The organism is Bradyrhizobium cosmicum (assembly GCF_032290525.1).
Lineage (GTDB): Bacteria > Pseudomonadota > Alphaproteobacteria > Rhizobiales > Xanthobacteraceae > Bradyrhizobium > Bradyrhizobium cosmicum_A.
In genome coordinates this window covers 16,115-36,394 of record NZ_JASXTA010000013.1, presented here as the reverse complement: position 1 = coordinate 36,394, position 20,280 = coordinate 16,115, and the positions used below count along the sequence as shown (strand labels likewise).

The window sequence follows — 20,280 nt, the reverse complement described above, 5'->3', positions numbered from 1 at the left end:
CAGGCTCACGGTTTCCCGGTGCAACAAGCGATCGAGCTGCCTCCCGGCGCGGGCCAAGAAGGTTTGGCCCCCTGGCAGCGGAGGTATTCGCCTCGTCCGTGTCGCTCGTATACAGAATTGCTTGATCGAATGACGTGACTTCAACGCTTGTTTCGCCCGGGCGACTTTTTCGAGGATTTGGCTCGCAGATTTGGTCCAGACGAAGGGTCTAGGATCGGCATAGTGGTTTTCCAGGTATTGCATGATGGCGCCTTTCAACTCAGCGACGGCTCTTAAAGGTGCCGCGGCGGCTGCGGTTTCGGGCGATCTCGGCAAAGAAGCGCTCAACCATGTTGAGCCAGGACGCCAAGGTGGGCGTGAAGTGCAGGTGGAAGCGCGGATGCCTTGACCCAACGTCTCACGGCCGGGGTCTTGTGCGTGGCATAGTTGTCGACGATGAGGTGAAGGTCGAGACCCTCGGCGATCTGTTGGTCAATCAGCTTGAGAAAGCGCAGAAACTCCCGATGCCGATGGCGCGGCATGCACGTCCGATGACCTTGCCGTCCAGCATGTTGAGCGCTGCAATCAGCTCGTGGTGCCATTGCGCTTGTAGTTATGGGTCGTCGTTCCGGCGCGGCCCTTCATCATCGGCAGGCCAGGCTGAGTGCGGTCGAGGGCTCAAATCTGGCTCTTTTCATCGACGCAGAGAACCAGCGCCTGTCCGGCGGATCGACATAGAGCCAGATCATATCCTCGACCTTCGCGGCGAAGTGCTTGTCGCGCGAGACCTTGAACGTGTTGATGCGACTTCAGCCCGCCACACGCCAGATCCGTTGATCCGCTGGACGCTGCTGTAGGATATGCCCGCTGCCGCCGCCATCCTGCGCCCGTTCCAATGCCTTGCCTTCGAAGGATTCTCGAGCAGCGTCATATGCACCACTTGCTTGATCTTCTCAGGGCTCAACGGCTTGACGCGCGAAGGCCGGGTTGCGTCCTTCAAAAGCTTGTCCGCTCCCTTGGCAAAATCGCGGGGCGCCAGCGGCGTATCGTCAGAAGGCTCTTGCCCGCGGCCGCCGCAATCGCTGGCCAAAAGCACGATCTGCGCCCTCCAACCACATTCTAGGGCGCGTTCCGGTTTCGGACCAGTCCCTCCAATCTTTCGCGATCAGCACAGCTGATCGAATCCGTCCGATCGTCCTCATCCGCCCAGATTGACAGGTCTGAGCCGATTCGTGAATCGTTCGTCAGCATCGGAACACTAGCCGGCCAATTCCAATGCGGGTCGGCCGCGCCATAATCCGAGCGCCAAATACTTCCTCCGCGGATCTATCGAACAATTTGAACTGCGGCGTTTCAGCGAATTCTGGCGGCGGAAAGAGATCCTCTCTCCAGTTGCCGATGAGCACCCAAAAGAGAGAGACGTCCGCTCCCGATGACGTCGCATTTTGGCTTGTTCTGCTTGTTACAGAAAAATGTAACTTCGCGCGCGCCTACTCTCACTCGGACATTGGCATACGCTGGCCGCACAATCGGTAGAACCAGGGCGGCCGACCAAGGCTTTGGACGAACTCACCGACGGTTTGGATCCGGTCGCGGCGGTTAAGGGCAAGGCCCGAAGCGAGCACCCGCCATTGTGCTGGCGAAATAATCGGGGACTGCGCCGGTCTGAGATTTGCCTTGAGTGCTTCGTCGGCCGGCCACCGCGCATACGGGTGCTTGCCGGTCAAAGCCAGATACGCGACCACCGCGAGAGAGTACACATCGTCACTTTCCGCCCGTGGCTCACCCATCAGCAACTCTGGGGAAGCATAAGCCGGTGTCAATAGTCCAATTTGATCCAGCACAGCCGTCGCCCTGTCGCATCGCAGCGGGCCGCCCAGCGTGACAACTGTCCCAAAATCCACAATCTTGATCTCGCCCGTCGAGGTCATGAAGATGTTTCCCGGTTTGAGGTCACCATGAACCATACCTAAGTTGTGCATGTGGGTGAGCCCCTGCCCGGCGGCGTTGACGATCTGAAAGGATACAGAGGGTGACAGCGGCTGTCCCTGACGATCGGCCAGGATCTGCGCTAGCGAGCGGCCTTTTAAGAGCTCCATGACCATGTAATGGTACTTGCCGTCGTAATCGGAATCGTAGATCCGCACCAAATTCTGGTGCACGAAGTCGCGCAAAAGACGCGCCTCGCCGTGCAGCAACTGCACTAATTTCTGGCGCATCTTCGAATGCGGTTGGATGACCTTCACTGCGACCTCGGGATTTTGTTCACGCGCCCATAGGCCGATCCGATCAATCGCGCGATAGACGGTGCTGGTGCCGCCCTCGCTAATGACCTCTACCAGGTCGAAACGACCGCCCAGCACGTACCCCAAGGCGGCCGTACTCACAATGCGGCCTCGCCCAAACGTTCGACGATCGCACTCGTATCCTTGGTAGCCTGTTCCGCTGGAGCGCAAGGCAAGACGCTGCCCGTCAAAATGTTGACCGCCAACAATCCCTTGAGCTCCTGATACGGCACTTTCGTGTCGACGCGGTTGCGGCAAAGCTGGAACGTGTCGCGCAGCTCACTCGCCGCTACCAGGCGACGGCGTGCGAGCGTCGCGGCCGAGCTGAGCGCTCGCTCGAGGGGGGGGCCATCGGCATTTTCGCGCCTCTTCCCAAAAACACTAAAAAGAACTCTCACAGCGCTCCTATTACAGGTGATCCGGACATTGGAACGAACGAAGGACGCGCAAACTGAACGGATTGCTTACGCTTTCCGTCCGCAGTTCATAGGTTACATTGGGCCGGTCAGATCCACCGATCGCCATCGTGAAGCGGTCGGGAGCGCCACGCGAGACGGGCCGCGCGGCGTCGAGGAGACGGAAGAGAGCCCAAGGGCCTGAGCGCTCTATCTTCTCCTCAGTCCCATCCACTGGAACAAGGGTGATGGAGGCCGTGCTTGCATCGTTTCGAGTCGGCCATTCAACGTCGTAGGCACGGGACGGCTCGTGACGATAGACGATCTCCCTGCCATCCATGACAAAAGTCGCGCGGAGCAGTTTGGGAGCGAGGTAGACCGGCTTGATGCTGAACTTCACGCCCGGTGCGGAGCCAGAACCGCCGAAAAAAGACTTGCGAATCTCTCGCGCGCGCTGAAATTGAGCCAGAGCATCCGCATGGATCGGCGCCGCCGCGCCGTCAATGGTCGCCGACTCAAGGCCGGTCCTGCCCTCGAGGACGAATGGCGACAGGTATTCCTTAAAAAAGTCATCGAGGATGCCTGCGGGACGAAAGAGATCGCTGAAGTCCTTTAATGTTACGTCCTCGGTCGCTGCCGAGAAAAATGGATAACGCTGGTAGATGCCAGTTTGGCAGACCGGCACCACTTTCCGCATCCAAACGGCATTGAGATGCCCGTGCGCCTGTTGAAGCAAGACGCTCCATGTTGAGAGCGCGATGTCGTTCATGATGGTGCGGACCAACTCGGGTCGTAGCGCCGAGTCGGCGCGCAAGGTGCCGAAGGCATCGTTGTTCGGGTCCTTGACGCGGCGCTGAAGGAGCTGAAATGCGGCTTGGCGGGGATCCGGTGCGGTCGCGATATTAGCCACCGTTGCATACAGGCCGCCGAAAAGATCCCGGATGCGATCCATGCCGGCCGGCTCTCCCGAGGCCCCGGCTATGCCGAGTTGGAACAGAGGCCGGAAGGCTTCGACAATCCGTTTTCCCGGCCAGGCTGCGTCGCCGAGTGCCGCAGAAAATATGCCGACCGCTGTCTCGCCCGCCTTGGCCGCGTTCTGCTCTCCGGGCGGCGGCAGGTTCGTATTGTCGCGCAGGAGGGAAATGATCTGCTGCAGGGTGCTCTGCGGGCCGGCCAACCCGCGCAGGATCCCCGAGGCGCCCTGCATATCATCGAACTTGACGACGCGGACGCTGCTCAGCGCGTTTGTCCAAATGCGAATGTAATCCGTAACATAACGATCGATGACCTTGCGCGCCACCTGCTGTGTATCCGCCTCGTCGAACGAGCTACCGGCAAGGACCCAGTCACCGCTTTGCTCGTCTTTGACAATGAGTGGAAGCTGCGGCAGCACGAAATCGATCAAACCATCTCGTGTGAAGATGCCCGGGATGATCGCAGTGCCGTCCGAAGAAGGTCGCTCCTGCTGGTCAATAGTGGGGAGCACAGTCTGGGGCTTTGCCTCAAGCTGGCCCGCCCCCAGCTGACTGACCAGGTGGATTGGCCGGAGCTGCGTGTTCTGAGCGCCTTCGCGCAAAAGCCGGGCGTAGATCTGTTCGACCGGGAGGCGTTCCAACAGCCGCGAGCCCACCGCAACTACGAATGTCCGGTCACCCGTGATGGGCTTCGGCAGCAACTCGATGAGGCGTGAAAAATGCTCCATTAGCTCGCCCGCTGATGTCGTGTCGAGCGCAAATGCATTCGCCACTTCGCTGCGCGCAGCCTGTTCGACTTTGCCGCGATCAAAATGCCTCGGATCGCTCAGCCTCAAATACGTGCGGAACATTTCCTTGGCTTGGTCCAGCAGAGTATCATTGCCAGCACGCAATAGCTCGTCGATGCGAAAGGCAAGCCTGCTGGCAAAAACCGGCAGCAGGCGATCGACCAGAATCTGATCATAGGCTTGTTGCGCAGCTGGCACGAGCACCGGGGTCGCCGAAATTCCGACGGCACCGAGCCAAGTGTACCAAGTATTCTCGCCGGCAGCCAGACGCAGCCGGCGCGCGGCGTTGAGCGTCGGCAAGAGCTGCTTCAGGTCCAGCGGCTCGCGTACTTCCTTGAGGCGCCCTTGCAGTGTCTGTGCGGCCATTTTGATTTCAGCGATGCGCGCTTCGCTGCGGGCGAAGGCGTCGTACCACTGGGTCAATGCGGCTACCACCAGTATGACCGCCGCGAAATAGCCACCACCGTGCATCATCGCGAGCTTGCATTCGAGTTTGAGATTGCGGCCGACCAGTCCCTGCTCGGCAAAGATCACGTCGGCCAGCACCTGCTTGATGAAGAATCCCTTTCCCGGTCCGACTGACGACGCGGGCAGGATTGCGCGCAGACCGAAATTCCTTCTGATCGCAGCGCTGATCCTCTCAATCGGCATCCCTCCCTGGGCAGCACTTGTCAGGTAGATTCCGCGCAGCATCGGTCGCACTTCGAAGCGGCTCGACCGGAAGACCTCGCTCACGAAGCCGGCGACCGCGGTCCGGATGCTCCGCAACTCTTTCGGGAACATATACATCATTGCACGACGGTTGGGATTACGTTCGTCATGCATGCGAAAGGCTAATTTGCCCTCGAGCCGCTCGGCAAGTTCCTCGATCTCACGGGTTACGACGTCATCAATGTGATCGCCCGGCCCCTCGAGAGGAAAGGTCTTGCCCCAGACCTGCGCGCGGCCCTCCTCGTCGAGATCGTCGAAATATTCAGCGAAGCCAGGCACGAGATCACACTTGGTCACCACAACATAGACCGGAATGCGCATGACAAACGTCTTCAGAAGCTCCTGTATCCGCGATCGTATCGACTGGGCGAGCCTGCGCCCGTTATCATCGCGCATCAAGAGATCGGACAGGCTGATCGCAATCAAGATGCCGTTGATCGGCCGCCGGCGTCGATGCAACGTGAGAAGATTGAGAAAGCCGTGCCACGCCGCACGGTCGACCTCGGCATCCGTATCCTGGGTCGTGTAACGGCTTGCCGTGTCGATCAAGATGGCTTCTTCGGTGAACCACCAGTCGCAGCTTCGCGTGCCGCCGAGGCCCGCCACGGGGTGAGCGCCGAGCCGTTCGGCCAACGGAAATTCAAGGCCCGAGTTGCGCAGCATCGTCGTCTTGCCGGCGCCCGATGGCCCAATGATGACATACCAGGGCAATTCGAAGAGATAGCTTGGACCGCTCTTGCCGGCGAACACCTTATCGCGCAGGACCTTCAGCGCGTCCTCGAAGCGTGTGCGGATCAGCTCGACCTCCTCCTGACTACGATTTTTGGAAGTCGTGACGAGGCCTTCGCTCTCCATTAGCGACTTGATGACCCGCCGGTTGGCACGGCGCGCCAGGCAGTAACGAACAAAGATGGTGACGACGACCGCCAGAAAGAAGCAGGCGATTGTGGCCGCGCGAACAGTCACCGAGCCGAACGGATGTTGACCGAACAGGTCAAGGTAAGGGGCGACTACCCAAATGAACGCGTCGACTAACATCAAGGCGATCAGCGTGGTGATGCCTCGAACCGAGAAGAGTGCCGCGAATTGAGCGCCAAACATCTGCACCTCCACATTAACGCAGCCCAGACTGCCCGATCACGAAGAGCAGCTGCTCGATGGGCGCGACTTCGTCGGATAGGCGCCAATGGACGAAACTGTAGCCCGTCAGCATAACAATGGCGGCGGCGACGAAGATGGTCCACAATGGCACGTAGGGACGCACGCCCGTACGTACTTTGATGCCGCGCCATCGGATCGATAGTTCGGCGGGTAGTGCGCTGGTATAGCCCCGCAAGAGACGTTGAACGTCGGAACGCAGGTCTTCAAGCCGCTCGCGACCCCCATCCATCACGCGATATTTGCCCTCGAATCCCATCAACAAACAGATGTTGATGAGCTTAAGCAACGCGAGGTACTTGGCCGGCTTTGCCTGGACGCGCTCGAGTATCTGGAAGACCTTTTCGCCTCCCCACGTCTCGTTGTGGAACTGGTTGAGCAAGCTGTTGTCACTCCAGGCGCTTTCACCGCCCCAACGCGTGGTCATCACCGCCTCATCCAGCAGCGCGCATATCACGTAACGGGCGGCTCCTATATCGCCGCGGCCCGCTTTATCTTTGGTGGCACGCTCCTCGAAGCGACGGATTTGCTCGACAATCCCGCGACGCAGCGCGGAGATATCGGCATTGTTGACGACACGAAGCTGCGCGACGACCAAAAGGAGCGGTGTCGCGGCCGCGACCAAGGTGTCCTCCACTGCCTTTGGCTCGAAGAGATTTTGCCCAACGATCTCGGTATGGTCTTCTGCCCATACCTCGTCTGATTCAGCTACAGGCGACGACGTTTGAGGACCCGTTGGAGCGGCGACCTTCGGTGGAACGAAAGCGCAAGGTTGCCCGCTTTGAGTGTTACGGGTTGGACCGACTGGTCTACGTCCAATGACTGTTGGTTCATCCATCTGTTTCGAGCCCATCACGCCCGTTTTCCACGGATGGCCCAGAACTCAAGGTGGAGATCCGAGTAGTCACCGCTGGCGTGGAAAGCAAAGGCCGCGGAGCGCGGCAGGATGCGCCACAGCTCCACCGACTGGTCCAGTTCGAAATAGACGGCATTCTGGATGTAAGGCAACTCGCGTGGCGCCACCGCGAGGGCGCGAATCGGAACACCCGGAAGTTGAAGATTAACGAGATCGCGAATCTGCTCGACCGAGCCTACTTTCATCTGCGCCGGAAGCTGGTTACGCAACTTCTCGGTCGGTACGCTTCCCACAGCGACGAGAACGAAGCGAGCGTTCTGGAACAAAGTACGGTCGGTGATCAGGCCAATCAGGATGCCGTAGCCTCGATCCTGCAAGGGGAGCGATATTGCCGTGCTCTCGATCACGACAGACAGCAGCTTGTGCAGAGTATCAGCCAAGAGCGTGAAGCAGCTCTCGAGATCCTCATGCCGATAGGGAGGCATCTCTTGCGGTGGGCGGCGGTCGCCAACGAAACTCGACAGCTGCCCTGCTAGACCAAGCACCGCGCGGAAGAGGGTTTCAGGATGGTGCCCACGTGTTGCAGCGAAGTGGTCGAACACGGCTTCTGCGCCGTTCACAATCGACAAAGTGATAAGATCTATCAGTCCCGCTCCGTCTGTCGTCGCGCGCGAGGGATCCGCGCGCGCAGCAAGCGCCTCTGCGCGCGTCCGCAGCAACGATCTGGCCTCGTTCAACAGCGCGATGAGCGGTTGGACTGCGTGAATGTCGATGGCTGGCGGAACGTAGGTGTCGGATAAAGTGATCGCGCCGGATGGATCAATGTCACGGATGCAGCAAATAGGAAGCGTGATCAGATCACCATGTTCCTCACCGTCGAACATGAGATGTGTTATTAGCGGCGCAACCCTGATGTCGATCGGAGCCTTTTCCGGCGCGCTCGCATTCCGGACCTGCAAGACCTCCTGATCGTGGCGGCGCGCAAGTGCATCCCCGGAAGCGACGTCGCTGCCGGCCTGCCGGCGTGTACCGACTGCGATCTTGACCAGCATGTTTCTCGCAGCGGGTGGAGGAATTCGTCCGATCGGAAGGCGGACATGCTCGGGTACACGAAGGGCCGTGCCGTCGGGCATAATGGCGTCAAGTTCAGTCAGCGCGACTTGGCCAAGCGCCAGAAGATTGCGATCAAAGGCAATTTTTCGGACGCCCCAGCCGTAGCCGACCAAACCAGCAACGCGGTTCTCGACCAGTTGCTCGATCCAGCGGTCGTACTGCTGAAAGTGCTGCGGCCGCACCAACATTCCTTCGGACCAGATCGGTTTGCTTGTCGCAGACACTATTTCAGGCGCCTCTTCGCTGAGTTTACAAAAAAGATGCATCTGCCCCGCGGCCGATGCGATTACCACGAACCAGTCAGACGATTTTTCCACCAGTTTAGGCTGACCTCCTCCTCAATGCTAACAGCCTGCGCGGTCAGTTTGACCGAAATCCTGTTGTCACGATCGGGCTTGATTTCGGCAGTTGCGCGCCACTGCGCGTCGTTGCCCGAGCGGAAGCCCGCAATCACACCGACATTTCGAGTCTCGATCGGCGTGTTGCGTTCGATCTCGACTCTACGGCCAGGGGTCAGCTCGAGCTCACGCTTAGCCACCAGATCGGGCCCGAGTCGTTTGGCGTCATCGTCGAACAGCTCGAAGAACTGCGCTTGCGTGAAACTGGTCGTTGACTTCAGCTCATAGATACGGACCACAACCGGCGACGGTTTGCCGTGCGCGTTTGGATTGACGAGCTCATCGGCCTCGATCACGAATTTGATTGGCGTCGTCTTCGAGTTCTTATCAGTCGAACAACTGCTGGCCGCAGCAGCCAACAGCAATGCACCGCCAACGGCGGACAACCGCTGAAGTCTATTGGACGGCGCCATTACGCCGTTTTCCCAGCATTCTGGCCAGGCGCCGAGAATTGCGATTCGTAGCTTCTAGCAAACTCTTCAGCAATATAGGAGCGAGCAGTTCGGTCAATGTCACTGATCATGGATGCGTGCAGTTCCACAAAGCTGTCCCATAATTTGGCCTTGGTGATGCGTGCCCCGAACAGCCCGATGTTGGCACCGTCGCTCTCGATACGCTGAGGACTCATGTTTGTTAGCACATTGCTGACTGCCCCCCTCATTGCCGCTATGGCCGCGACTTCATGCGCCTTGATGTCGTCGAAGCCCGCGCGCACAGACCGGGACAGCAGCAGGAATCCGCGATCCTTTGCGAGCGCCTCGCGCAGGGCGTGACTGCTCTTCATGAACTGTAATGCGTTGTCGTTCCCAGCGTGTGTCCGCAGCGACCCGATTTGGCATTCATTCTTGACCGTGGCCCACGCCGCCAGGATCGAATGCATGCCGTCCGCCATCTCCGCGATCGCACGGCCGAGTTCGGCAAAGAACTCTTGACGCTGCGCTGGTGGCGCAAGATCCGGATTGAATCCGAGCGCGTTCCAGAACGCCTGCAGTTCATCTGCGTCGGATGGAGAGGCCGCCGGCGACAGCGGAGCCCTGCTCATTGTCGCGTTGCTCAGCTCGGGAGCGGCGACAACGCGCTGCGCAGCAGCTTCCTTCAGGCTCGCCAACCGATCAAGGTCCCGCTCACCGAGCGGGCGCGACCTTGAGCCAGGATCCCGTAATTCGAGATCATCCGTCGGGGGAGGAGCGAGCGTCTTCCGCACGATGTGCGGCGCTTCGTTCGATTTATCGAGACGCGCATTTTCTCGCTGCGATGGCACCAATGGCGTCCGGGCCGAGGCGGCTCCTGGCAACAGATCGCTGAGGTCGAGGTCCTCGGGAATGCCTGATGCAGGTCGAGCATTCGACGGTGCACAACTTTCATCCAAGAGCGACCGTGGAGGCGGATTCGATGGCTCGACAAGCGGTGGGGCCGCGGACGACCACGGAACTAACGGAAGTTTGCCCAACGGCGCACCCAACGGATGCACGTCCGCGATGGCCGAGCTCGACGACCGCGGCGGAATATCTGCCAGCAGATTGGGCTCGACAGAGCCTGTGTCGTTGGCGAGCGTCTCGTCTCCAGGCAAGCACAACGGATGAGTCGCTTGTGGCGAAACGAGGGCTTGCGGCTTCCCTTCCGCGGCTGAATAGGAGGACAATTCGGTGTTAGCAGGCGCCATTAACGGGTCGAGTTGAACATTCGCAACGACGCCTAATAGTCCGCCAGTCGAATCATGCGCTGTTAGAAACTCTTGGGCGAGCAAAGGCGGCGGCAAGGTCCGTGTTGCACCGCCGAGACGCACTGCGTTCGGGCCTGTCAGGCCGAGCCCGTGTCGTTCCTCGACGGAATCGTTCTCAATCATGACAGAGATGATGTAATTCGCCATGTAGAGTGTATCGCCATCGGCCAACGGTGCTGTATTGCCACGTCCTAACGGCGCGTCAACGGTGTTGATGTAGACACCATTGGTGCTGGTGTCGGTGATGTTGAAGCCAATGCCATCAAATGCGATCAGTGCGTGGCGTGCTGACAGCGTGTTGGTTCGATCGGGAAGCTGCCAGTTGCAGCCGAGCCCCCGCCCCAGGGAGCCACCTTCTGGTCCAAACGCCTGTCTAGCGTTACGACCTAGCGGTTCAGCCTGCTCTCCGATGACTTCGAGTATGAGATGCATCCGGTCCCCCTCAGGCTCACTCACTTAGCGCACATCAATATCCGATCGTCGCTTTAGACTTCCGTGCAGCATCAACACTGACGCTGCCTGTTCCGCACCATTATTGTGGAGCTGATTGACTGGTTTGGGCGCGTTTAGCGCACGAAGAGCGAAGATCTTTCGTGCGTTCTCAGATCCCGTGGAGGACGCGCCGGCATTCTCTCTCAGGATCGAGGCACGCGGCCCCGAGGACGGAAGAGCAGCGCTCGTCTTACGCATGTGCGTGTACTCAGCCAAACAGTGTTGCCGGATCTCAATAGCAACGGCCGTGCCAATGGCATGCCCTCATTTAAGCGACTGATTACGCGTCGAAAACCTTAGGTCGGCGAAAGGCGGCAGGTGTTCTCAACCTGACAGAAGCGCTGCGGCTGTCGGACACTGGACATTCTCAACCGGATGCTGTCTGTGTCGTCCATCCTTGCTGAATCGGTAAGCGTCGCTTCCACGCCGGACGCACGCGGTCCGACACCGGAATCGTATCCTCTATCGATGAAAGGACGAAGACCTGCCAGACCATGACGGCTCGGCGGTCCGGCGATCTACGTCTTTGGCGACTTTCTCGACGGCCGCGTTGTCGGTGACTTCAGGCGCTGGGCTCGATCCCTTCGATAGGTTTTTTGATGAGTTGATGACGTACTTGGCGCGACATCAAGTGTTGCAAACAAGAGGGTTGTACTATCGCGCGCGTACGATCGCTGCGGCACCCCACGCATCATCTGCAAACTGGCTGCTCGGCATCGAGTGCCTGGATCTGATTTTCGTCGTCGTTTCTGAGCAAGTGCTCACTTCGGGGGGCCACGTCTGGTCGGGACGTTCCGCGACAGGCTAAAGGCTATTCGAGCTCCGGCGCGCTGCGACAAAGCCGTGCAATGATCTGCCTCGCCACCGCTGTCATCCAGAACAGCGCTCGCTATGGCGGAAACCTCATTCGCTAATCCTCCTTTTCTAATCCCGACGGTTGGTGCGAAGCCAGTCGTGTCACCCGCGAAACCGCTTTGAGCGACCATTGCGCAGCTAGCAACCGCAATGCTACGGACGCCCAAGGCCTCACGGCGGCTGCCCCTCGTGCAGTTGGGTCGAGCCGCGAAAAGACCTGGCCCGAGCAACCGGTCGCAATCGAGTTGACGCCTTTGCCGGGAGCGCAGGGTTTCGGCCCTCCTCCGCGACGATCCCACGTCCCGTGTCGCGGGTGATCTTTGCGAGAAGGCAGCGCGGCTTCTGCCCAGGACGCAAGTTTCTTCTCGAATGAGAGAACGCAATCCCGGCAAGGATAGAACGAGCCGTCAACCCGCCATGACACATCATTTAGCTCGGCCAGCGACGGGCGCTTGATTTGCTTGAGTTCCGCTCGCGTCAACCGTATGCGATGAAGGGAGGCAAAAAGCAGCGCTCTTTAACGCCATGCCCGGCCAACCACTCGCGCCCTCGGCGGCGGCTTCCGGTCTTACATGTCGCCAATCGGACACAAAAGCAGGACTGAGGTGTCTTCGCTCGGGGTTCGCAGCGGAGAGCCCTGCGGCCCGGAGGGGTGTTCACAGCCAATCGGTATTCTTGACGAAAAGGTCGACGAATAAAAAATCATAGAAGTAAATCACTCCACGCGCTGGGTAAGACGGATCATTGTAGCACAACATGTTTCCTATCAGACCAGTCAACACTACTATATGCCCACTCAGTTGTATTTCGTTCCCGGAGCGTGACGGCAGACGCAGCGCAGCCCAGATTGGCCCTCTTGTGATCAGCGTCTCTGCGATAAAATCACGCGTAAATCCGTCATCTGGCTCTTCGAGCCTCTCTAATCCTTCGGTGCGCGCCAACCAATCAAACTGGTGACCGTTGATGCCTACGTCAGCCCGCCAAACGGACGGCAGCCCCAGCCGAGGCCCCGGGCGAAAGTAGTACGACAGCATACAAGCGCAAGCATACCAACAATTGTCATTCCCATGCGGTCGTATATTTCCGGCATAGTTTCGTCGCATGTTCAATTGACCGTCATAGCCATGTTGTTGGCCGACCAGCGGAACATCCAGCACTACGTTTAGCACCTATAGTTCTCCCAATTTGCCAGTGAACCACGCAAAAAGCGTGCCGAACGGCTTTAGCGCCAATCGTGGAAAGCCATGCCTACTCACACACTTGGCGCGAACCAGATGTCTCTCATAAGCCCGGCGGGCGCGCACCCGCTCGTGGCTGGGATCGATGCGCAACATGATCTCCGCGACCTCGCGCCAGTCCGCGCCCTCTGCATCCGCATCCAAGAGGCGCATGCAGGTGACGGCGTGCTCACGGTCGTAAGGAGCCAGGATCCGCTCGGTGCGGAAGCCGTTGGAGCGCAGCCAGTACCCTATGGCAACCGGGTTGACCGCGACCCGATCTGCGATCAATGACACGCCATCATGGTCCGGTGTCCCGTCATCGCCGGTGATCTTCACCATAAGCAAATAACTTGAAAACGATCACAGTAGAACAAGGCCTCCGGTTCCCTTGGGCGGGTCGATCCATGTACTCCAGCCCAATTCTGCTTCGCCCAGAGTCCATTCCGGTGTCTGCCCGGCCGCTAATTCCAGCTGGAGATCCCATGCCAAAGGCTCGCGCAGAATGACGCTAATCAGACGGCAAAGGATGGCGTGGGTCTCGCAACTGGGCAGCAGCGACCGAAACATCTGCTGGTTGACCGGGCCGAGGCAAACTCGAAATTTGCCCACCACATCCGGCATGGTTTCGCCAGCAAGAGTATCAACGCCGAGCTCAAGACCACGCCGGCCAAGGCGCCACTGCGCCTCCGGTGGAATATCGATCTCGCGCCAGATGAATTCCTCGACCCGGGCCGAAATATTTAGATGGCTAGAAATCGCGCCGGCCAGAAGCCGGGCCGACCGGCTGCACAATGCAAGGACACCGGCGTGTGGCAGCAGCCGTGCGCGCCATTCGCGTTCTTTGGCTGTGTTTTCGGCGGGCATGAAGCCAAAGAGCGCACCAATCAGCACCGAGATCGGGTCGGTTGCACCCTCCTCGAACCGCAAATGGTGGCGGTAGTACCGCCAGATCAGCAGCAGCAGGCTAATCAGACGGTGATTGAAAAGGTCAAAAAAGTCGCCGAGCGATCCCATGCCGTCCGCATCCATGACGCGTTCGGTGTAGAAGGCCGGCAGCGGCGAGGAAGGGCCGTGCAGCCCGAGGAAATTGAGAGTTACCTCCACGCGCTCGCCGACGGCCTTGACCCGCCTCACTCCCGCGATTTCTTCGGCAGGAAATCCAAGCGTCGGCGCCGCGCGAAAGCGCACCGCCTCACGCGCGGGATTCTCGGTGGATCCGATCGGGGGAGCGTCGCTGAAGCGCCGCTCGAGAAGCGCGGCGAGCGAGAAGAACCCGCAGGCCGAAAGCTCATCCCATTCATCGTGCGCGCTCAGAACGGGGTGATCGATCCGATTCTCGCTGGCCATGCGTAGTGTGCGTTGCTTTCCGTGCCCCGGACCGAAAACCGGTGCAGCATGTTGATGCCGGCGAAGGTCGCGAAGAAGGCGTCGAGCACCGAACCCAACAGGAACAATTCGGCCTCGCTGCCGATCTTGCTGTCGACCACGGCTAGTTCAATATTTCGCATTCGGATCGGGGCGCCGCGTACCACGTGATCGGTATCGGTGGTCACGAACTGGTCGAGGCCTTCGAGCAGCAACTCCAGGCGCCGACGCGCCTGAACGTCGTAGACCGCACGGAACTCGTAGCTGGCAAGAATGCTCCGCAGCGTCTCTACGTTGACTATGGCGCCGTAATTGCGCGCCAGATTGGCCGTCAGCCGCCGCAACAGGCCGTCATTGACCGGCGGCGGAACTTCTGCAACGACCGTCGTGATATTGGAGAAGGTGACCGCGCGAGGCGTATCAGAGGTCGGCAGATCCACTGCACCGACCGGCAACCGGTCGGCGATGGGTCCGTTGGAGCAAGTCAATTGCAGGGACGCGACGTCTATTGGCGCATGCTGGCACATGTCGAGCCGGTCAACGAAACTTACATAGTGATCGACGCCCCGGCCGACTACCGCCGGCCGGATACGCTCGCGAAAGTAAGCGCGGTTAGGTTCGGCGCCGGGCAGATCGTGTCGTAACAGGTCGAATGGTTCAAATTCGGTGCGTTCGGGGTGGCCTTGCACATAGCCCGTCACCCGGTCAACGGAACGGATGCTGAAGTTCGGCCCACCGGAGGCAAGTACCCGGTATTCGGTCTTTGTCCGCTTCAAGGGGATCGGCGAGGCCTCGTGGCTGAAGACATTGATTGCTGGCGTGCAATTCAAGCAAATCTGGCCCTTCCCCACGCGCAAGTGCGCGGGCAAGGGACGCTGCAACTCGATGCTGAGCCTGCATTCCGTCTCTGTGTGGGTGCCGACCGGCTCGAGACCGGACAGTTCGAGGTAAAGAAATTTCGATGGATAATTCAGATACTCCTGAATGATCCGGAATCCTGAGAAGCCGTTGCGCGGCCAGGGCAAAACCGCCTCGGCATCGCTGAAGCCGATTGGTGTGATCTGTGCGGGCCCGATGGTGACGACTTGTCGATCCGCCACTGTCACGGTTGCCTGCGTAACGTGCCGGCACAGCCAAGTCCACAGATAGCGCCCCACTTGTGGCTCTCGCTCCGTCGAGAAGAAGAGGCGGAGCCGACCACCCTTAAGACATGACAGGTCTCGCTGCCCGGTTGCCTTGATAACCAAAATAAGTCGAGCCGAATTCGTCCGGTTCTCGAGCTGAACGTCGCTAATCTGCAGCGGCAGCACGTCAATTGAATAGCAGGTGACGAACGTGCAGTTCGTTCCCTCAATTGGACGCGAGCGAACGCTCGTGCCGGCCGGTACGTTCAGGCTCGCGGCGCTCGCCGATGGCTTCATTGCAAAGGCGACAGTGGTAATGGGCGGCAGAGGTTGAAGATATTGTGGCCATACCATCCGCAACAAGCCGTGGACGAATTCGGGAAACTCGTTGTCGAGCTTCTGGCGCAGCCGCGCGACAAGAAAGGCGAAGCCTTCCAATAGCCGCTCTACGTCGGGATCAGTGGCATCACGTCCGAGAAATGGCGCAAGCTTCGGATTGGCTGAAGCGAACTCAGTGCCGAGCTCGCGCAAATAGGACAGCTCATCCTCGTAATAGGGATTAAGGGCCACCGCTTCAGCCCCTCACCTGGACATGCTTCTCGAAGATCGCATCGAAGGCAACCCGCTCCATCCGGTCGTTATAATTGAGCGTCGCGTTGACGTGGAAACTCAGTTGCAGCGGGTTGTCGGGATCAGCATGAAAGCGGATCAAAACATTCTTCAAGCGCGGCTCAAATGTCTCGATCTGCTGCTTGAGCGAACGTGCGAGCGCACGCACCGCGTCGGCTCCTTGCCCCATCGCATCGTTGAGGTCGGGCATGCCGAAGTCCGGCCGTGTTTCGCAGCAGCCCTGGCGCGAGTTCAGGACCCGACGTAAATTTTCCATGACGCTTGCCCGGAAACGGTCGAACGACGCCTGATTGGTCGCCGTCTCGTCCTCCAAGCGCTCCATAAGGCTGCGGTCGAACATCGTCTACCATCTCTACTGCTTGTCGAGCTTGCCCTTGAGGGTCAAAGCAAAATCTGCGCCCATGTACTTCAAGTGTGGAACGACGGCGATGACGACGCGATACCAGCCCGGTTCACCTTCTACGTCCTCGACCACGATCTCCGCCTTTCGCAAAGGCCGCCGCGAGCGTATCTCTGCCGACGGATTCTCCTGGTCGGCGACATACTGGCGGATCCAGTTGTTCAGCTCGCTTTGCAGCTCTTCCCTGCTCTTCCACGAGCCGATGTTCTCGCGCTGCAACACCTTAATGTAGTGCGCGAACCGATTGATCACGAAAATGTAAGGCAGCTGGCTGCCGAGCTTATAGTTGAGCTCGGCCGTCTTGCCTTCCGGGGTGTTACCGAAATACTTCGGCTTCTGCACGGAATTTGCCGAGAAGAAAGCGGCATTGTCTGAGCCCTTGCGCATGGTCAACGCGATGAAGCCCTGCTCGGCAAGTTCGAACTCGCGCCTGTCCGAGATCAGAACCTCCGTCGGCACCTTCGTCTGCAATTGCCCCATCGCCTCATAAGTATGCAGATTGAGGTCCTCGACCGCCCCACCCGACTGGGGGCCGATGATGTTCGGGCACCAGCGATATTTAGCGAAGCTTTCGGTTAAGCGCGTGGCGAACGCAAAAGCAGCGTTCCCCCAGAGGTAATTGTCGGTTTCGCCGTCTGAGGCTTCCTGGTAATTGAAAGTCTTCACCGGAACCGTATCCGGTCCATAGGGCAGGCGCAGCAGGAAGCGCGGCAGCGTCAGTCCGAAATAGCGAGCGTCCTCGCTTTCGCGGAACGAGTTCCACTTCGCGTATTTTGGTCCCTCGAACACCGATCGCAGGTCCTTCAGACCCGCGATCTGTTCATGATGTTCGACGCCGAACATTTCCGGCGCAGCAGAGGCAATGACTGGTGCATGCGACATGGCGGCTACCGCGCTCATACACCGCATGAGCTTAACATCCTGGCTGGCACTGCCGAATTCGTAGGCCGATATCATGGCCGCGACAGGCTGGCCGCCGAACTGGCCGTACTCTGCGGTATAGGCGTGCTTGTACAGACCGGACTTGACGATCTCGGGACTATCCTCGAAATCGGTCAGCAGTTCGTCCTTGCCGACTCTGAGAATTTCCACCTTAATGTTCTGACGGAAATCGGTGCGGTCGACCATGAACTTAAGCCCGCGCCAGGCCGACTCGAGCTGCTGGAACTCCACTGTGTGCAACACGGCGTCGAGCTGAGCCGAGATCTTGCGATCGATCTCCGCAATCATCCGATCGACGAGCGCGTTGTTGACCTGCTCGTCGGCCCGGCTCGGTTTGATGAGCTCGGCGACGAAAGCTGCGACGCCTTGGCGGGCAAGGTCGTACTCCTCGTCGCGCGGAGTAATCCTGGTTTCGACGAGGACCTGATCCAGCAGTGAAAGGGTGGCGACTTCAGCCGGCTGCTGCGCGCTTGTGTCGGTCATAGCGCCCTTGCTCCTGAAACAGCTCGTTGATCCGCTCACTCGCTCTTGCTGGTGAGCTCGCTCAAGAGCTGCGGCCGCGCGCCGCGGTCTTCGAGCAGATTCTGGATGGCTTTGCGGAAACTTGGCACGTTACCGAGGGGGCTCTTCAGGGCGATTAACGCCGCGCGCAATTCGGTCAACGCATGCAATTCAGGGATTTGCTGTGCGACACGCTCGGGTTCGAAGTCCTTCAGGCTCTCAAACTTCAGCGATACCGACAGCTTGCCGGCCTCGGGCTGGTCGTCGAGCCTATTTTCAGCGGAGATCTGGAGAGTCAGTTCCTGGCTTTTGACAACTTCGTTGAAATTGTCCTTGTCGATATTGACGAGCTCTCGCTCCTCAATCGGGCGGTCATCGGCCCGTCCGGTGAAGTCGCCCACGACCAACAACTTGAGCGGCAGCTCGACGTCCTCCTTGAGATTGCCGGTTGCCGGCTTGAAACGGATATTGATGCGCTCCTTCGGCGCGACCGAGCTTTCCTGTGCCATATCAGCTCCCTTTGGGACGTTGTTCCTGACAAGATCAGCTAGCCACTAAGTTGGCTCGCGCGTGCGATGTCGATACCTGCGACCCGCGTTCGGAGTTGCTCAAGCGCGGCGCGGCGGCGAGGCTCGTCAATCATCTGCTGCGAGTCGGAATAACTCATCGCGCGAAAGCGCAATTCCGCGACATCAAGTACGAGCTCGGGCTCCCAGCTTTCGAGGTTGCGCTCGGCGACGACCTCTTCCATGTGCTCCAGCAGCGGGATGGCGGTCGTGACGAAGCCGGTTTCGATGCAGAAACGTGCTTGCGCAAGCTGGCCCACGAACCGCGCTCGTTCCCCCCTCACGCCATTCAACGCATGGGACAGCTTCTCGAGTGCGGCCTGCGGCTGCCCGCCGCCGATGAGCCTGTATGCCTCGGCAACCGCCACGTCGACAGGATCACGGCCCGGCGACACGTCCGCACCATCCGCGGCGACCCAAGCACGCGTTTCCTCGTCCGCAAAAGGCCGGCCGTCGTTGAACTGAAGCTCGAAGATCCGCGGATAGCGAATGGCTAGGAGAGCCAACCCAGCGCGCACCACCGCGGCCGCCGGCTCAAAGAGCGGCCCCATTTGCTTCAGCGCTTTGGCGGCGTGCCGGTGAGTATCGAGCCAGAACGGAGCGGTCCAGACGATCTCTTCGACCAAATTCACGACATCGGCATGCCGACCGGTCGCCACCTTGGCTTCTAACGCCGCGATGTTATCGGCGGGCGGACATATTGTCGTGCGGCCACCCGTATCGGGCGGCAGCGCGTCAAAGCGCATCCACGAGCCGACGCGAGCGAACAGATAGACCTTCGGGTCTGTGGGGGATGTGACGCGCCGGGCGGCCGTAGCTTGCCGAAGCATATCAGGCAACCGGTCGATAAAGCCGGCCCAGTCGTCATCGGAAGTAGCCGTTAGCGATGCCTCCACTACTGCCGATTGAGCACTCTTGACCGGCAGAATGGATACTGCCGGTGCGACCGCGGCCAGCTCGGCAGCTTGGGTGGCCGCCTCAGTCGCACGTTCGGCCGCCGCGGCGATCACACGCTTGGCTTGGTCGTAATGCGGTTGCAGCGCACTCAGTAACTCGCCCAACGCGACTTGCTCATTGACCAGCTTCTCGCGCAATTGCCAATCGAGATCATCGAGCACCTCATAAGCGGCGAGCACTGCCGGATAGTCGGCTTCAGTTGGCGCATTCTCGGCCACCTCTGGTCCGACGCGACCAAAGAGCCAATCGATCGCTGCGACCCGCGCCCGTTCCCGCCTGATCGGCGGAAAGAGCCCCTCCCAATGCGCGTCCACCATGCCGCGCAAAACCCCTAATCCGACGGCAAGACCCTGGTATCCGCCAGTCCGAAACAAACCATAGCTCGCCCAACAGGCAACCAAAATGTCCTTTGACTGGTTCGACAGGATATGGAGTGACAGTGTACTGACTTTGCTCCAATCAACCGCAGCTGGTCCGTCGGCATCCATGCGCCGCACCTCGGCTTCGAGTTGCTCAAATTCGGCCGCATCACGGACGTTCATGCCGGCGGGCGCGGGGCCTGGCACAGGCGCAGCACCGTGGCGCGCACGCGCATCGATGTTGTCTCGAACTACGACCCAATAGTCAACCACGTGACAGGACCATACGCATACGCGCATTGCGACGGATCGCGGCGCTGGGAAAGTGAACATCGTACCCGCCGCATACAATAAGCCGAGAGGCGACACTCTTGTAAGCCACCACTGCCCCTCCTTGCACAGGCGCTGCTAGATGATATTCCCCCTTCAAGTCTTGTGCCAAATGCAATGGTTTGATTTGCAAAAGCGACTTTCTCAATCGGAGGCGTC

At 59.5% G+C, this 20,280-nt stretch carries 15 protein-coding genes and 1 pseudogene; all 16 read right to left on the bottom strand.

The genetic code is table 11. The features are described 5' to 3' along the window. Positions 1-117 precede the first annotated feature (117 nt). Positions 118-1,197, bottom strand: a pseudogene (locus tag QSV46_RS22945) (IS630 family transposase); the annotation flags it as partial. Between the two features lie 278 nt (positions 1,198-1,475). Beyond that, entirely contained in the window at positions 1,476-2,366 is an 891-nt protein-coding gene (locus QSV46_RS22940; RefSeq protein ID WP_314957052.1) for a serine/threonine-protein kinase, read from the bottom strand. Beyond that, the gene (locus QSV46_RS22935; RefSeq protein ID WP_314957050.1) at positions 2,363-2,662 is read right to left on the bottom strand and encodes a hypothetical protein; all 300 of its coding nucleotides are present in this window, start codon (positions 2,660-2,662) and stop codon (positions 2,363-2,365) included. The genes QSV46_RS22940 and QSV46_RS22935 overlap by 4 nt, the downstream gene beginning before the upstream one ends. A gap of 10 nt (positions 2,663-2,672) precedes the next feature. Continuing rightward, entirely contained in the window at positions 2,673-6,233 is a 3,561-nt protein-coding gene (tssM, locus tag QSV46_RS22930) for a type VI secretion system membrane subunit TssM (protein ID WP_314957048.1), read from the bottom strand. A gap of 13 nt (positions 6,234-6,246) precedes the next feature. Then, complete coding sequence (gene icmH / locus QSV46_RS22925; RefSeq protein ID WP_314957407.1) at positions 6,247-7,128, bottom strand: type IVB secretion system protein IcmH/DotU; 882 nt, start codon at positions 7,126-7,128, stop codon at positions 6,247-6,249. 14 nt (positions 7,129-7,142) lie between these two features. Next, the gene (tssK, locus tag QSV46_RS22920; RefSeq protein WP_314957046.1) at positions 7,143-8,576 is read right to left on the bottom strand and encodes a type VI secretion system baseplate subunit TssK; all 1,434 of its coding nucleotides are present in this window, start codon (positions 8,574-8,576) and stop codon (positions 7,143-7,145) included. After that, positions 8,546-9,070, bottom strand: coding sequence for a type VI secretion system lipoprotein TssJ (tssJ, locus tag QSV46_RS22915; RefSeq protein WP_314957044.1), 525 nt, complete (start codon positions 9,068-9,070; stop codon positions 8,546-8,548). Before tssJ ends, tssK begins: the two co-directional genes overlap by 31 nt. After that, positions 9,070-10,812: a type VI secretion system-associated FHA domain protein gene (locus QSV46_RS22910; RefSeq protein ID WP_314957041.1), complete on the bottom strand. Its 1,743-nt coding sequence runs from the start codon at positions 10,810-10,812 to the stop codon at positions 9,070-9,072. The genes tssJ and QSV46_RS22910 overlap by 1 nt, the downstream gene beginning before the upstream one ends. 1,571 nt (positions 10,813-12,383) lie before the next feature. After that, entirely contained in the window at positions 12,384-12,896 is a 513-nt protein-coding gene (locus QSV46_RS22905; RefSeq protein WP_314957039.1) for a papain-like cysteine protease family protein, read from the bottom strand. Continuing rightward, positions 12,897-13,286, bottom strand: a complete 390-nt coding sequence (locus QSV46_RS22900; RefSeq protein WP_314957037.1) for a hypothetical protein — start codon at positions 13,284-13,286, stop codon at positions 12,897-12,899. Positions 13,287-13,307: 21 nt separating this feature from the next. Then, positions 13,308-14,294, bottom strand: coding sequence for a type VI secretion system baseplate subunit TssG (gene tssG / locus QSV46_RS22895; protein ID WP_314957035.1), 987 nt, complete (start codon positions 14,292-14,294; stop codon positions 13,308-13,310). Next, positions 14,258-16,006, bottom strand: a complete 1,749-nt coding sequence (gene tssF, locus QSV46_RS22890; RefSeq protein ID WP_314957032.1) for a type VI secretion system baseplate subunit TssF — start codon at positions 16,004-16,006, stop codon at positions 14,258-14,260. Before tssF ends, tssG begins: the two co-directional genes overlap by 37 nt. A 4-nt stretch (positions 16,007-16,010) precedes the next feature. Then, a complete protein-coding gene (tssE, locus tag QSV46_RS22885) occupies positions 16,011-16,406 on the bottom strand; it encodes a type VI secretion system baseplate subunit TssE (RefSeq protein WP_314957030.1) in 396 nt (131 codons plus the stop codon). A 12-nt stretch (positions 16,407-16,418) separates the two neighbouring features. Beyond that, positions 16,419-17,891, bottom strand: coding sequence for a type VI secretion system contractile sheath large subunit (gene tssC / locus QSV46_RS22880; protein WP_314957028.1), 1,473 nt, complete (start codon positions 17,889-17,891; stop codon positions 16,419-16,421). A gap of 35 nt (positions 17,892-17,926) precedes the next feature. Continuing rightward, positions 17,927-18,418 carry a type VI secretion system contractile sheath small subunit gene (tssB, locus tag QSV46_RS22875; protein WP_314957026.1) on the bottom strand — a complete coding sequence of 164 codons (492 nt, stop codon included), beginning with the start codon at positions 18,416-18,418 and terminating at the stop codon, positions 17,927-17,929. A 38-nt stretch (positions 18,419-18,456) separates the two neighbouring features. Further along, entirely contained in the window at positions 18,457-20,091 is a 1,635-nt protein-coding gene (gene tssA, locus QSV46_RS22870; RefSeq protein WP_314957404.1) for a type VI secretion system protein TssA, read from the bottom strand. Positions 20,092-20,280: the final 189 nt, after the last annotated feature.